Genomic DNA, 12,995 nt, shown 5'->3' on the forward strand with positions numbered 1-12,995 from the left:
CCCGCCGCAGCGGTTCCTAGAATCGATTCTTTGTTGCCGTTTGTCTCTTCGGGATAACCGGTTTCCACTTATCCCTGACAAACTCTGACGTTCAACCTTCCTATTGGAATACAGGAGGGATTTGGCGCTGCCTATAGCTTATTGCCACGCAAACCGCTGACAAGCATCCTTTAAGTGACTATCTCGTTACCCATGTTCCTTTATTGCATAATTGGCAAAGCAGGGCTCGAATATGGCAGATGACAGGATTAATGCGGCAACGGATGCGGCAGGGCTTGCGGCATTGATTTCGCGTGCCAGCGAGCAGATGGGCGATAAGCCCCGGGGACCGGCCCCCGTGGAGAAATGGAACCCGCCTTTCTGTGGTGATCTCGACATGGAAATCCGCGCCGATGGGACATGGTTCTATATGGGGACGCCGATCGGCAGAGCCCCGCTTGTGCGTTTGTTTTCAACGGTTTTGCGCAAGGATGAGGATGGCAAGACATACCTCGTCACGCCGGTGGAAAAGGTCGGCATCCGGGTCGTCGATGCGCCTTTCATCGCCGTCGAAATGAGTGTCAGCGAGAGAGACGGCGCCCCGCTTTTGACCTTCCGAACAAATGTTGGTGATGTGGTCGAAGCAGGGCTTGAGCATCCCCTTCGTTTCACCACGGGCGGCGAGAACAATGAGCTGAAGCCCTATATCCTCGTGCGTGGGCGGCTGGAGGCTTTGGTGTCTCGGGCGGTGATGTATGATCTGGTGGAGCTCGGGGAGGCGATCGATATCGACGGTCGAGCCATGTTCTCCGTCCGCTCCGGCGGAGAGGTGTTTCCGATCATGCCTGCGGATGAGCTGGAAGCGCTTGCCCGATGAGAGCTGAGCTGATGGCATTTTCCGCTGCCGACTTCCGGCGGCGGGTTCTGGAGGATGGTGAGGGTGTTGCCGAGCGGGAGGATCGCGACGCGCGGGATATCGGCGATCATATTCTCAATCCGAGTGTGCGACTTTCCGGCGAGGGTATTCGGCTGAAGGACGCGGCGGTGCTGGTTCCGGTCATCGATGACGGCGACGAGGCGCGGGTGATCTTCACCCAGCGGACCAAGACGTTGCGCAATCATTCCGGCCAGATCTCCTTTCCCGGTGGCGGGATCGATGCGCAGGATCGATCGCCGGAAGAGGCGGCACTGCGCGAGACGGAAGAAGAGATCGGTATGTCGCGCCGTTTCATCGAGACGGTCGGGCGCATGCCTGATTATATTTCCGGCACGGGGTTTCGCATCAAGCCGGTTCTGGCTGTGGTCAGGCCTGGATTTACACTGACGCCGAACCCGGCGGAGGTGGATGAGGTGTTCGAGGTACCATTGTCCTTTCTGATGAACCCTGCCAACCACAGCCGTGGCAGCCGGATGTTTCAGGGGAGAGAGCGGTTTTTCTACGAAATGCCCTATGGCGAGCGCTACATTTGGGGCATTACGGCGGGCATCGTGCGCAGCATTTACGAGAGGTTCTATTCATGAGCGGCATTGCCGGGCAGAGCTGGTTTTCCAAACCCGGCCTTCAGCGGATTTTTTCGCTTCTGAACGCCGATGGCGGCGAGGCGCGCGTGGTGGGTGGGGCTGTGCGCAACGCGCTGATGGGACTGCCGGTCGGCGATATCGACATGGCGACGACGCTGCCGCCGCAGGACGTGGTGGAACGGGCGAAAGAGGCCGGTATCAAGGCGGTGCCGACGGGTATCGACCATGGCACGGTGACGCTGGTCGTTGATGGCGAGGGTTATGAGGTAACGACGCTTCGTCGCGATGTGACCACCGACGGACGCCACGCGGAAGTGGCTTTCGGCACCGACTGGAAAGAAGACGCCGAACGCCGCGACCTGACCATCAATGCGCTTTATGCCGATGCCTCCGGCGAGGTCATCGACCTGATCGGTGGACTTGCCGATATCGAAACCAAGACCGTTCGCTTCATCGGCGATGCGGCAACACGAATTGCCGAAGATCATCTGCGCATCCTGCGCTTCTTCCGCTTCTTTGCCTATTATGGTTCTGGTCGCCCTGATGCGGATGGCCTGCGGGCGAGCGCGCGCGCCAAGGACAAGCTTTCGACGCTGTCGGCCGAACGGGTCTGGAGCGAAATGAAGAAGCTGCTTGGCGCCGACGACCCATCGAGGGCACTGCTCTGGATGCGGCAAGCCGGCGTTTTGGCGCAAATCCTCCCCGAGACGGAGAAGTGGGGCATCGACTCGATCCACGGTCTGGTCGCAACCGAGCAGGCGCTGGGCTGGAAGCCCGACCCGATGCTACGGCTTGCCTCCATCATTCCGCCCGATGCAGAGCGGGTCGCGGCTCTTTCCAGCCGGTTGCGTATGTCCAAGAACGAGGCGGCGCGTCTCGATCAATGGGCGAAAGCCCCGGCAATCGATCCGTCTCTCGCCGAGACTGCACTCGATCGTCTCCTTTATCGACAAGGCGTCGAAGGCGTGAAGACGCGGCTGAAGCTGGCTCTTTCCTCTGCAAGAGCGGACATGTCTGCGGGGGAGACCGCGATGCAGAAGATTGCCAAGCTCTCCGCCTTGCTTGCGCGTGCCGAGAAGTTCAACAAGCCTTCTTTCCCAATCAGCGGTGCGGATGTGTTGGCAGCCGGTCTTCCTGCTGGCCCTCAGGTTGGCGAGGTTCTCTCCGAACTTGAAGCGGCGTGGGTGGATGGCAACTTCGCAGCTGACCGTGAGACGTTGCTTGCACGCCTGGCGACGAAACTGCAGTAGCGCTCATAATGTATCCCACCCCGGACAACGTCCGGGGTGATACGTAATCGGGCGCGTCGAAGCTCAGGCTTCGACCTGATTTTCATCGCGAATACGGGCCTTGATGTTTTCGACCATGTTTTCGCGGATGATGGTTTCGCCATGGGCCTGGCGCATGTGCTCGACGCTGCGGCGTATGACCTCGGCGTCTTCATCGGCGCGGGTGTGCCACTCACAACCGGGCACCAATGTTCCACATTCGAAAAGTCTCATAACAGCCTCCCTATATGGATTGTCGGCCAGGGTCACTGTTGCACCCGGCCTGAGGTTCAAACGGTCGCGACAGGGTTATGTTCCTGGCGTTGTCGGCTAAGGCGCCGTGCGTTCGATTGATCCTATGCTTTATCGGCTCAAGCGATTTGTCGTTCAGAGATCGCTAACGTCTCCTCGATGGGACGAGGTTTTCCAAGGAGGTAGCCTTGACCGATATCGCATCCGAGGTCTTGAAGCCGCCGGAGCTGTGATGCGTCCTCGATGCCCTCTGCGGTGATTTTGACCCCGAGCCCGATCCCAAGCGCAATGATTGCCCGGACGACCTTTTCCTGCCGGTCGCTTTCCTCGAATGTTGCTACAAACTTTCTGTCGATCTTGATTTTATTGAACTGATAGTTTGATAGCTGCGAAAGACTGGAATAGCCGGTCCCAAAGTCATCCAGAGCGATTTTGATGCCGGATTTGACGAGACCGTCAAGGACCTCGCGCGCCGTTTCGGCGTCGTTGATGAGAGCACTCTCTGTGACCTCAAGTTCCAGGCGATGCACGGGTAGACCGACCTCGCCAAGCACCTTGAGGAGACGCAGTCCAAGCAGCCTGTCGCTGAGCTGGACCGGAGAGATATTGAAGGACAGAACGGTGTGAGGAGCCCACGATAAGGCATCCTGGCAGGCAATGCGGAATAACTGGTCGGTCAGTTCGACAATCAGTCCAGCGTTTTCAGCCAAAGGAATGAATTCGCAGGGAGGAACGAATTTGCCAGGCTCTCTTTCCCAACGGGCAAGTGCCTCGTAGCCGACAATTTCCTGTGTCTTGAGGTCAACGAGCGGCTGATAGTACGGGCGGATTTTTCCCAGTTTCATGGCAAGCTTCAGGTCCGCTTCCATCTGGATTTTCTTGATCAACTCTTCCTGCATTTCCGGCACGAATGCCTTGACGATGTTGCGGCCGATTTTCTTGGCCGCATACATTGCGCAATCGGAGTACTGTATGGCTTCTGCGGGGAAGGCGCTGTCTTCCGGGATACGAGCAAATCCAATGCTCGCACCAATCTCAACAGTCGCGCCATTGATGGCTATGGGTTTACTGATCGCAACAACCATGCGTTTTCCCAGGGCAGAGAGGTCCTGATTGCCCTTTCTCTCGACCACCACCACAAATTCATCGCCACCCAGCCGATAGACATTGTCTTCCGGGAACATCGAACAGAGCCGTTTTGCCACGACCTTCAGCACCTGGTCTCCATGCTCGTGGCCAAGAAGATCATTCACCTTCTTGAACCCGTCCAGGTCGAGACTGAAGATCGCACTTCGCTGCGTTTGAGAGAGGGTTAGAAGCTTTAAGAGGGCGACCTCCAGCAACCTCCTGTTCGGCAACTCCGTCAGCGGATCATGGCAGGCAATCCAGTCGACATGTTTCTCAGCCGTTACGCGCAGTTGGATTTCTCGGTGCATGTCCTTGATGCGAAGCACCGAGTAAATCAGGCCAAGCCCGCCGGCGGTGGTCAACGCGGTGAATATCTCATCGAGATTGTAGGTCTCTTGAGAGACGAACAGGGCGTCGATGGCTTCGTGGCCGTCGAAGAAGAAGGCGGCGCCATAGATGAGCGCAAATGCGAGGAGCCAGACAATCGCCTCCCATTTGGCGCGGTTTGGATGCATGGACGGCATGACGTTTCTGCCTCGCGCTGAGAAATGGCATCATGCCGATCGTATGGGAATGCATCCTCCCAACGTTTATGTATATTGCCGAATATGCGTTGCGGACGTGTTAAGGCATTCTGCCTCGGCACGTGCGGTAACGCGTCATGCTGCCAGCGCATCACTTGATGCAAACATGGCCTGGAGATCGAGAAAACAGATCATGCCCGATACGTGGGTGATGATGCCTGCGCACCAGGATCTATCGAAGGAACTGGCAACGGACGGTGTCGGCTGCAATTGATCGGAGGTGACAGACAGCATGTCGGTCACCTGATCCACCACCAATCCCAAAGGCGTGCCGCTCACCTCCACCACGACGATGGCGCTCCTCTCCGTGGTCTCGCCTGACCGCATTCCGAGTTTGCGCGACAGATCGATCGTGGGAATGACCATCCCACGCAGATTGATGATCCCAAGAAGCTCTGGCGAGGCATGCGGTAGCGGGGTCGAGGCGGCCCATCCACGAATCTCGCGAACAGAGGTCGTTTCGATGCAGAAGGTCTGCTCCCCAAGCTGGAAGGCGATGATATCGAGTGTCGTCAGACCGTTCATGTTTTGCCTAAGGTTGGACATCAGAACTCCTCCCAACTTTCAGTCTTGATCGCGGCATTGCCTTGGAAAGCATTTGATATCTTTGCCACCATCTGCCGGGGCTGGGACGCCACGGGACGCGATGCGCCTGATACAGGCACTGGCATCGAACGGCGCGCGGGTGCGTTTGAGCCGATCTTGAACTGAGACAACAGCTGGAAGAGCGCTTCTGCCTCTTTTGCAAGGCTGTGGGCCGCAGCTGAAGTTTCTTCGACCATGGCAGCATTTTGCTGCGTACCCTGATCAATCGTGTTGACGGCGGTGTTGATTTCTTTCAGCCCTGTCGCCTGTTCCCTTGAGGCCTCGACAATAGCGACAACATTCGCATCGACGTGGACGACCTGCCCGACGATCTCCTCCAAGACCTTTCCTGTCTCGCCAACAAGAGCCACGCCGCTCTTGACGTGTCCATTCGAGGCGCTGATCAAACCTTTGATTTCCTTCGCGGCCTTCGCCGAGCGCTGCGCAAGTTCACGAACTTCCTGCGCGACGACGGCAAAACCCTTGCCTGCGTCTCCCGCGCGTGCCGCTTCAACGCCGGCATTCAATGCCAGAAGGTTGGTTTGAAAGGCAATTTCATCGATGACGCCAATAATATTGGCAATTTCGGACGCAGAGGATTCGATCTTGCCCATTGCATCGACGGCCTGGCGAACCACAAGACCGGAGCGCTCGGCATTGTCCTTCGTCTTGCGGACAAGCTGCCCTGCTTCCTGCGCGCGCTGGCTGGAATCCGAACCAGTCGTCGTTATTTCCTCAAGAGCCGCCGCCGTTTCTTCGACGGACGCGGCCTGCTGTTCCGTCCGGCGGGACAAATCGTCAGAGGCAGATCGGATTTCCTGGGATGCGGCCGCTATGGCGCTGGCGTTCTCCGACACCGCTTCCATTGCTGAGCAGAGTTTTGACGCCGCAATGTTGAAATCCATACGGAGTTTCTCAAGCGCCGGCAGGAAGGGTGTTGAAAGCTGCTGTGTCAGATCGCCTTCCGCAACGCTCTGTAGCGCCGCCGCAAGCAAGTCCACGTTGTCTACGCGAGTTGTCACGTCTGTCGCAAACTTGACAACCTTGAAGACGTTCCCATTCATGTCGAAGATCGGATTATAGGACGCTTGGATGTGCACCTTTCTGCCACCCTTGCCGATGCGCAGAAACTCGTCTGCGACAAATTCTCCTGCCGATAAGCGCGCCCAGAAATTCTGGTAGTCGTTGCTGCCGACATAGGCCTTGTCGCAGAACATGGAGTGGTGTTTGCCCTTAATCTCGGCCAGCTGATAGCCGAGGACCGTCAGGAAGTTCTGGTTGGCTGTCAGAATTTCGCCTGTCGGTGTAAACTCGATCACGGCCTGCGAGCGGGAGAGAGCATCGAGCTTGCCTGCATCCTCGGCAGACTTCAATTTCTGCTCGGTGATGTCGGTTGCGAATTTGACCACCTTGTAGAATTTGCCGCCGCGCGACACCGGATTGTAGGATGCCTCGATCCAGACTTCTTTTCCGCCTTTGGCGATCCGTTTGTATTGGCGGCGATCGAACCTGCCAGCGGCGAGTTCGCTCCAGAATTGCCTGTAATCTGCGCTGGCGGCTTCAGCCGGATCGACGAAGATGCGGTGGTGTTGGCCAACGATTTCGCTCAGCTCATAGCCGAGCGCTTTGCAAAAATTCTCATTCGCCGTCAGGATTTTGCCGGTCATATCGAATTCGATAATCGCTTGCGATTTACTCATTGCAGCCAAAACGGCTTTGGCGTCGTTCGAGAAACTCAAAGACATCATTCTCAAGACACTCCCTATCTGCCGGAGGATGGGGTGCCTGATCCCTATCGATCTCGGTCATTTTGGCCACGGCTGTTAAACGCAATACAGGCAGGGCGACCAATTGTTTGAGAGCTACTTTCGTCCTGTCGCCCCCAGTTTTAGGGGTCAATTGTTGCCAAAGGCTTAATGCCAATATCCGCAATTGAGCTTTTGCTCATAAATTATGCGGTTTGCCCAATAAGTGGCTCATAGAGCGCCGTGTGGCGTATTGGATGCGCAAAGAAACTCTATCTTCTTTGATCTACGCATGGTGATTTCCGAAAGTCGATTCCAGTTTTCGAGCCGCTGCTGTCGTTTGACGCAGGGACATAAAATAGGCGGCGCAGAATTGGGGGGGGGCGAAAAGGCCGTCCGATCAAGCCGGAACTGGAGTCAGGGCGAGCGAGCCTGAAAGTTCGCGACCGGCCTTAATGGATCAGACCGCGGCGGATGGCTTCGGCAATTGCGTGAACACGATTGTCTGCGCCAAGCTTGCGAATAGCCGTCTTGATATAGCTGTTCACCGTATCGGGCGTATAGCCGCTCGATTTCGCGATATCATCCGTCGTCTTGCCAAGGCTGGCATATCGTAGACAGACGATTTCGCCCTCGCTCAGTTTCAGAGTCTGAGCCGAGAACTTTTCCATGATCGGACGCGTGATCACACGATGCGTGACTTCCGCCTGCTCCTTGAGGAAGCTGATTTCATCCTGATCGAACGGCGTCGCTCTCGAGAAGGTTATTGCGCCGAAGACAACGTCGCCACGCCTTATCGGAAACAACGTCCGGTTCAGAACGCCGAAGGTGCGTGCAAGATAGATCAGCCGCTGCGGTGGAGCTGCCTGCTCGTAAACCTTCTCGTCGATGATGACATCTGTTGCCGTTACGGAGGCTTGAACGAATGGGTCGGCTTTCAGAAGATCGTCGCCGTAATAGGCATCAAGAAACGCCGGCGGCACGTCCGTGTCGATCGAGAACCCGCTACCGAAGCGATATCCGTCCAAATCGAGTCCCGCTACAGCAAAGAAGTCAAACGGCACGGCCTTGCGCAGCCTCTCCATGAAAGGATGTTGTGCCACATGACGCCGGGTCGGCACCGACCTCAGATCAACGGCCTCGTTTAACAACTCCTGCGGGGCAAGCGCGCGTGAATATGGCAAATCGCAACTCCTAGAAACAGAAATCCAGTTTCTGGGGTGCGGATGTTAATTTTCTATGAAATTTTAAGCTGAAACTATGAGGGGTGTTATCCTGACGCGCCGCACCTGCGAGCGAGGCGCGCCAGAAATATCGGTCATCTTCAACCCTGCTCGGGCAAAGCCCAGCAAGCAAAGACTAAGGACGTTGCAACGGCAGGGCCGGTCTTCTCATTCACCTTGTCGTCATTGGCGGCGTTTTCATTGGCCAGCTTGCGCTTCACCTGCTCGACATAGAACGACAGCGGCAGTTCGCGATCTCCCGTCTCGCGCATTTCCGTGGCCAGCCGGTCGATCAGTTCTGATGTGGGGATGATGCGCGGCTGTTTGCCGTCAACCGTAGAAATGGGCATGCTGTTCGAAGTAATCATGACGATAGCTCCTCCAGTCCATCTAGCACTCAAAGACTATCACCGCCCGATTTTTGCGATAGGGTCAATTTTTCAAAAAACCGCCACTTCACGCGAAGGACGATCAAAATTTTCGTGATTGCTTGATTTTTTTTAAGGCCAGCGCACGACAGGCGGGAGGGACGACAGGATCGACTCCACATTGCCCCCGGTCTTCAGGCCGAAAATTGTGCCGCGATCGTGGAGAAGATTGAATTCCACGTAGCGACCACGGCGAATCAGCTGTTCGTCACGGTCTTCTTCGGTCCATGGCTGATTGAAATTGCCGCGTACGATCTTGGGGTAGGCGAGGTTGAAGGCGCGCCCGACATCCTGCACGAAGGCGAAATTGGCGTTCCAGCCGCCCTTGTCTTCATCCGGATGCAACCAGTCGAAGAAGATGCCGCCGATGCCGCGCGGCTCGTTGCGATGCTTGAGGAAGAAATATTCGTCGCACCATTGCTTGTAGCGCGGATAGTCGGCGACCGCGTGTCGGTTGCAGGTGATCTCGAAGACGCGGTGAAAGAGCTGCGTATCTTGATCATCCTGGGTGCGGCGACGGTTGAGGACCGGCGTCAGATCGGCGCCGCCACCGAACCAGTGGCTGGTCGTCACCACCATGCGTGTGTTCATGTGCACGGCTGGCACATTGGGATTGACCGGATGGGCGATCAGCGAAATGCCGGACGCCCAGAAGCTTGGGTCCTCGTCGGCACCCGGCATCTGCTTGCGGAATTCCTCCGAGAACTCGCCATGAACGGTAGAGGTGTGGACGCCGACTTTCTCGAACACCCGGCCTTCCATCATCGACATGATGCCGCCGCCGCCTTGGCCTTCATCGCGCAGCCATTTCTTTTGAACGAAGCGTCCCTGCGGCTGATCTGAGAGCGGACCCTGAAGCTCATCCTCGATGGTCTCGAAAGAGGCAACGATCGTGTCTCGCAGGCTCTCGAACCAGGCTTTGGCGATCGCCTTCTTGTCCTCGATGTCGTCCGGCAGGCCCTTTGGCAAAACGGGGCGTTCCATATCCGGTCTCCTTCATGCGATTCGATTTTGTTCTGACGATTTAGAGCATTTCCATCAGAAGTGTGTAGCGGTTTTGCGCAGGGAAATGACGTCCCAACAAAAGGTGATCGCCATGGGTTGCGGATGCGATTTCGACTCGCCAAGCGGGCAGTCGCGCACTATCTTTTGAGCATCAGAGGTATTGGCATGACGAAATTTACCGGACCGCCACCGCTTGAAGGCTTGAAACGCAGGATCGCCGCGCACCGCCGCGACCGCGATGGCGGCGTGCCCAAAAATCAGAAAAGCGGCATGTTCGTGCGCCAGACTTTTTGCATGACGCGGGCCGAAGCCCGCGCCAAGGCGAAAGAATGGTTCGAGGAATATCCAAAGGCCGCTTACTGGACGGAAGTGGAAAGCTGGCGGCAGCTGGAAGGCGATCAGATTGAGTTCACCATGCGGCGTTTGCCGTCTGCCGATTGAGGGGCGGGCGCTGTTTTGCCGGGACTGTCCACACTCAGTGCCGTCATCCTCGGGCTTGACCCGAGGATCCACACCCTCATGAGATCGTTGGATAAAGATGGATCCTCGGGTCAAGCCTGAGGATGACGGCGATGGGTGGCGCGGATGGCAGAGCCCCCAAGAACCTCGCTGCTAAGCTCTCACGCCCGCGTCTCGGCGGTGCGAAGGCGGCTCTCGCCCAGAATGCCGCTTTCATCCAGAATGGGATGCGCGACCGAGACGATATGGGCGTTGATGCGTTTCAGGTCTCGTAGCATGTCGAGATGCAGCGAGCTGGTCTGCAGGCTTTCCATCAAGCCGTCGCGCAGACGTTCCAGATGACGGCCTGAGGAGCGCTTTTCGAGGCGGCGGATATCGATCTTGATTTCCATCAGTCGCCGGGCAAGCGACAGGTCGCCGGTCACGAAGATACTTTGGGCGGCGCGCAGGTTCTCGATGGTCATGTCGAAGAGCGTCTTCAATTCGTCATAGCCTTCATCGGAGAACTTGAAGCCGTTCAGGATCTTCTTGCGGATCTGCTCGCACAGACCTTTCTCGATGATGTCGCCCATATGTTCGAGATTGATGGCGTAGTCGATGACCGTGATCGAACGGCGGGCATCATTTTCGTCCAGTCCCTTGCGGCCAAGCTGCGAGAGGTAGATCTTCACCTCCTGCTGTAGCTGGTCCACCTTCTTTTCCAGCATTGCGATTTCGGCAAGCGGTGCCAGATCGTTGTGCTTGAAGGCGTTTTCGGCGCGGATCAGCATGCGCTCGATCGTATCGCCGATGACCAGAACTTCACGCGTGGCATTGGCCAAAGCGACGACCGGCGTGTCGAGCGCGTCCTTATCGAGAAAGCGCGGGCCATCATCGCTCTGCACGTCGCTCGGTACGACCTTTGCCATCAGATCGGATACGAAGCCTGAGAGCGGCCATGCAACGATTGTCAGCAGAATGTTGAAGATCAGATGCGCATCCACCGGCAGCATGCTTTCCGATAGCGGCAGTTGTTGCAGCGCCATCGCGCCATAGGAGGCAAGCGGCATGGCGATGGCGCAGCCGATGGCACGGATAACGAGATTGCCGAGCGTGATGCGCCGCGCGGCGGCAGGGCCGCTCATCGTGGCAATGACCGGCGGGATCGCGCCGCCGAGATTGGCGCCGAGAACAAGAACGATGATGAGCCCCGTGGACAGAATGCCGGCCGAAGCCAGCGACAGGATCAGCACGACCATCGCAAGGCTGGAAGAGGAGAAGAAGGCCATGGCTGCCGACAGAAGCAGCGCAACCGGCCAGGCGTCGTCCAGAAGTCCAATGAAGGCGCCGAGTGCGGGTGATGCGCGCATCGGCTCGGTGGCATTGCTCAGAAGATGCAGCGAGAGCAGCATCAGCCCGACACCGACCAGAGCCGTGCCGCCGCCCTGGCGGGCACTGGAGTTGCCCTTGCGCAGCACGATGCCTGACAGAATGAGGAGAGGCGACAGCCATGCCACACCGGTTGCGAAAATCCAGGCGGTGACGGCGGTGCCGACATTGGCACCGAGAAGAACGATCTGCGCCATGCGCGGGCGGATCAGATCACGCTCGGCGAAGGAGGCGACGGTGAGTGCGGTCGCGGTAGAACTCTGGAGCGCGATGGTTGCGAAGAAGCCGGAGACGAAGGAGCGAGGCCCGTTGCGGGTGCTGGTGGCAAGGATGGTTCTAAGCTTTAGCCCGAATGCACGCGTGACGCCATCCTTGACCTGCGTCAGACCGAACAGCAGCAGCGCGACCGCTCCGAGCAAATTGACGATAACGATGGTGGATTCCATGAGCGGCCACTCCTTTCCGTCTATTCGGTCATGATCGAAGAATAGCCTTGCGCGAGGTCTTCGTCGCCAAGCATGTGCGGCGAGCAGGAAGAAATCGAGCGGGAAATCTTTCGTTGGCTAACCAACATAGGGACGAAAAGTTCAGTGGTACAGAGGTTTCTGAAACAATCTTTTCAGAATTTCCAGAAATTTATGGCCAAAATGTTTGACGAAGAACTTCGCCGGTGATCATTGCCGCCGACATGGCGACGTTGATCGAACGCTGGCCTTCGACCATCGGGATCAGAACCCGCTCATCCGCCTTGTCATGCACGTGGCCTGGCACCCCGGCGCTCTCCCGACCAAAGAGCAGGATATCGTCCGGTCGGTACTCCACCTTCGTATAGGGCAGGGCAGCCTTTGTGGACGCCAGGACCAGGCGCCGTCCGGTTGTGGCCCGCCATTCCTCGAACCGCTCCCAGTTGACATGGCGAACGAGTGCGGCTGAAGCGATGTAATCCATGCCCGCGCGCTTCAGGTTGCGGTCGGAGATATCGAAGCCTGCGGGCTCGATGATGTCGACGCCGGCGCCAAGACAGGCCGCAAGCCGCAGGATCGTGCCGGTATTGCCTGGAATATCCGGCTGATAAAGGGCGATCCTGATGTTGGACATGATGGCCTTCCTGTTTTTGACGAGGTCGAGCCGGTTAGCATGGAGGGCTCTTGATGACCAGTCGCAGCGCCACCTTGATGTCACTGAAACGCCACAACCTGGCGATTGCGCGACACAATCTTGGATGTGCAGCCGTTTACATCTGGTCAATGATTATATTTTGAGCTACAAGGCCTCATCTTCAACACCAGCCATAGGAGGTTCAGATGGATCAGCACAATCGATATCGCCTCCCGGCCTTTGTAGTGCCGTTTCAGGCCTAGGTGTGTCTTTGCGGGTCTCCCGCATTTTTCCGATTTAAAATTTCGTCATGTGGCTGTTACGGCCGCGTTCCATGTGTTTTCCCGTTCTG

The 12,995-nt window shown here is 57.2% G+C and carries 13 protein-coding genes; 4 read left to right on the forward strand and 9 right to left on the reverse strand.

What is annotated here, in order from left to right; genetic code table 11:
- Positions 1 to 232: 232 nt before the first annotated feature.
- The 3 genes from ACTJK5_RS02520 to ACTJK5_RS02530 are packed head-to-tail and all read left to right on the forward strand — an operon-like array spanning position 233 to position 2,750.
- The gene (locus ACTJK5_RS02520; protein WP_440611764.1) at positions 233 to 856 is read left to right on the forward strand and encodes a DUF1285 domain-containing protein; all 624 of its coding nucleotides are present in this window, start codon (positions 233 to 235) and stop codon (positions 854 to 856) included.
- Positions 853 to 1,500, forward strand: a complete 648-nt coding sequence (locus tag ACTJK5_RS02525) for an NUDIX hydrolase (protein ID WP_440611765.1) — start codon at positions 853 to 855, stop codon at positions 1,498 to 1,500. Before ACTJK5_RS02520 ends, ACTJK5_RS02525 begins: the two co-directional genes overlap by 4 nt.
- A complete protein-coding gene (locus ACTJK5_RS02530) occupies positions 1,497 to 2,750 on the forward strand; it encodes a CCA tRNA nucleotidyltransferase (RefSeq protein WP_440611766.1) in 1,254 nt (417 codons plus the stop codon). Before ACTJK5_RS02525 ends, ACTJK5_RS02530 begins: the two co-directional genes overlap by 4 nt.
- 63 nt (positions 2,751 to 2,813) lie before the next feature.
- On the opposite strand, the gene ACTJK5_RS02535 is transcribed toward ACTJK5_RS02530, so the two are convergent.
- The 7 genes from ACTJK5_RS02535 to hemF all read right to left on the reverse strand — a co-directional run bounded on the left by ACTJK5_RS02535 (position 2,814) and on the right by hemF (position 9,697).
- Positions 2,814 to 3,002: a DUF1059 domain-containing protein gene (locus ACTJK5_RS02535; RefSeq protein ID WP_312807878.1), complete on the reverse strand. Its 189-nt coding sequence runs from the start codon at positions 3,000 to 3,002 to the stop codon at positions 2,814 to 2,816.
- Positions 3,003 to 3,139: 137 nt separating this feature from the next.
- Positions 3,140 to 4,672: a putative bifunctional diguanylate cyclase/phosphodiesterase gene (locus ACTJK5_RS02540; RefSeq protein ID WP_440611767.1), complete on the reverse strand. Its 1,533-nt coding sequence runs from the start codon at positions 4,670 to 4,672 to the stop codon at positions 3,140 to 3,142.
- Between the two features lie 135 nt (positions 4,673 to 4,807).
- Positions 4,808 to 5,278: a chemotaxis protein CheW gene (locus ACTJK5_RS02545; RefSeq protein WP_440611768.1), complete on the reverse strand. Its 471-nt coding sequence runs from the start codon at positions 5,276 to 5,278 to the stop codon at positions 4,808 to 4,810.
- Positions 5,278 to 7,065 carry a methyl-accepting chemotaxis protein gene (locus ACTJK5_RS02550; protein ID WP_440611769.1) on the reverse strand — a complete coding sequence of 596 codons (1,788 nt, stop codon included), beginning with the start codon at positions 7,063 to 7,065 and terminating at the stop codon, positions 5,278 to 5,280. The genes ACTJK5_RS02545 and ACTJK5_RS02550 overlap by 1 nt, the downstream gene beginning before the upstream one ends.
- 449 nt (positions 7,066 to 7,514) lie before the next feature.
- Positions 7,515 to 8,246 carry a helix-turn-helix transcriptional regulator gene (locus tag ACTJK5_RS02555; protein WP_062598695.1) on the reverse strand — a complete coding sequence of 244 codons (732 nt, stop codon included), beginning with the start codon at positions 8,244 to 8,246 and terminating at the stop codon, positions 7,515 to 7,517.
- Between the two features lie 140 nt (positions 8,247 to 8,386).
- On the reverse strand, positions 8,387 to 8,653 hold the full coding sequence (locus ACTJK5_RS02560) for a hypothetical protein (RefSeq protein ID WP_440611770.1): 267 nt from the start codon (positions 8,651 to 8,653) through the stop codon (positions 8,387 to 8,389).
- A gap of 132 nt (positions 8,654 to 8,785) precedes the next feature.
- Positions 8,786 to 9,697 (reverse strand): oxygen-dependent coproporphyrinogen oxidase, encoded by a 912-nt coding sequence (gene hemF, locus ACTJK5_RS02565; RefSeq protein ID WP_440611771.1) that lies wholly within the window; start codon positions 9,695 to 9,697, stop codon positions 8,786 to 8,788.
- Between the two features lie 186 nt (positions 9,698 to 9,883).
- Here hemF and ACTJK5_RS02570 point away from each other — a divergent pair, with 186 nt between their 5' ends.
- Positions 9,884 to 10,159 (forward strand): hypothetical protein, encoded by a 276-nt coding sequence (locus tag ACTJK5_RS02570; RefSeq protein WP_062440259.1) that lies wholly within the window; start codon positions 9,884 to 9,886, stop codon positions 10,157 to 10,159.
- 179 nt (positions 10,160 to 10,338) lie between these two features.
- Here ACTJK5_RS02570 and ACTJK5_RS02575 read toward each other — a convergent pair whose 3' ends face one another.
- Positions 10,339 to 11,991: a Na/Pi cotransporter family protein gene (locus ACTJK5_RS02575; RefSeq protein WP_440611772.1), complete on the reverse strand. Its 1,653-nt coding sequence runs from the start codon at positions 11,989 to 11,991 to the stop codon at positions 10,339 to 10,341.
- A gap of 190 nt (positions 11,992 to 12,181) precedes the next feature.
- Positions 12,182 to 12,643: a tRNA (cytidine(34)-2'-O)-methyltransferase gene (locus ACTJK5_RS02580; protein WP_313555460.1), complete on the reverse strand. Its 462-nt coding sequence runs from the start codon at positions 12,641 to 12,643 to the stop codon at positions 12,182 to 12,184.
- Positions 12,644 to 12,995: the final 352 nt, after the last annotated feature.

The sequence above is a fragment of the Agrobacterium sp. 22094 genome (assembly GCF_052046015.1).
GTDB classification, from domain to species: Bacteria; Pseudomonadota; Alphaproteobacteria; order Rhizobiales; family Rhizobiaceae; genus Agrobacterium; species Agrobacterium cavarae.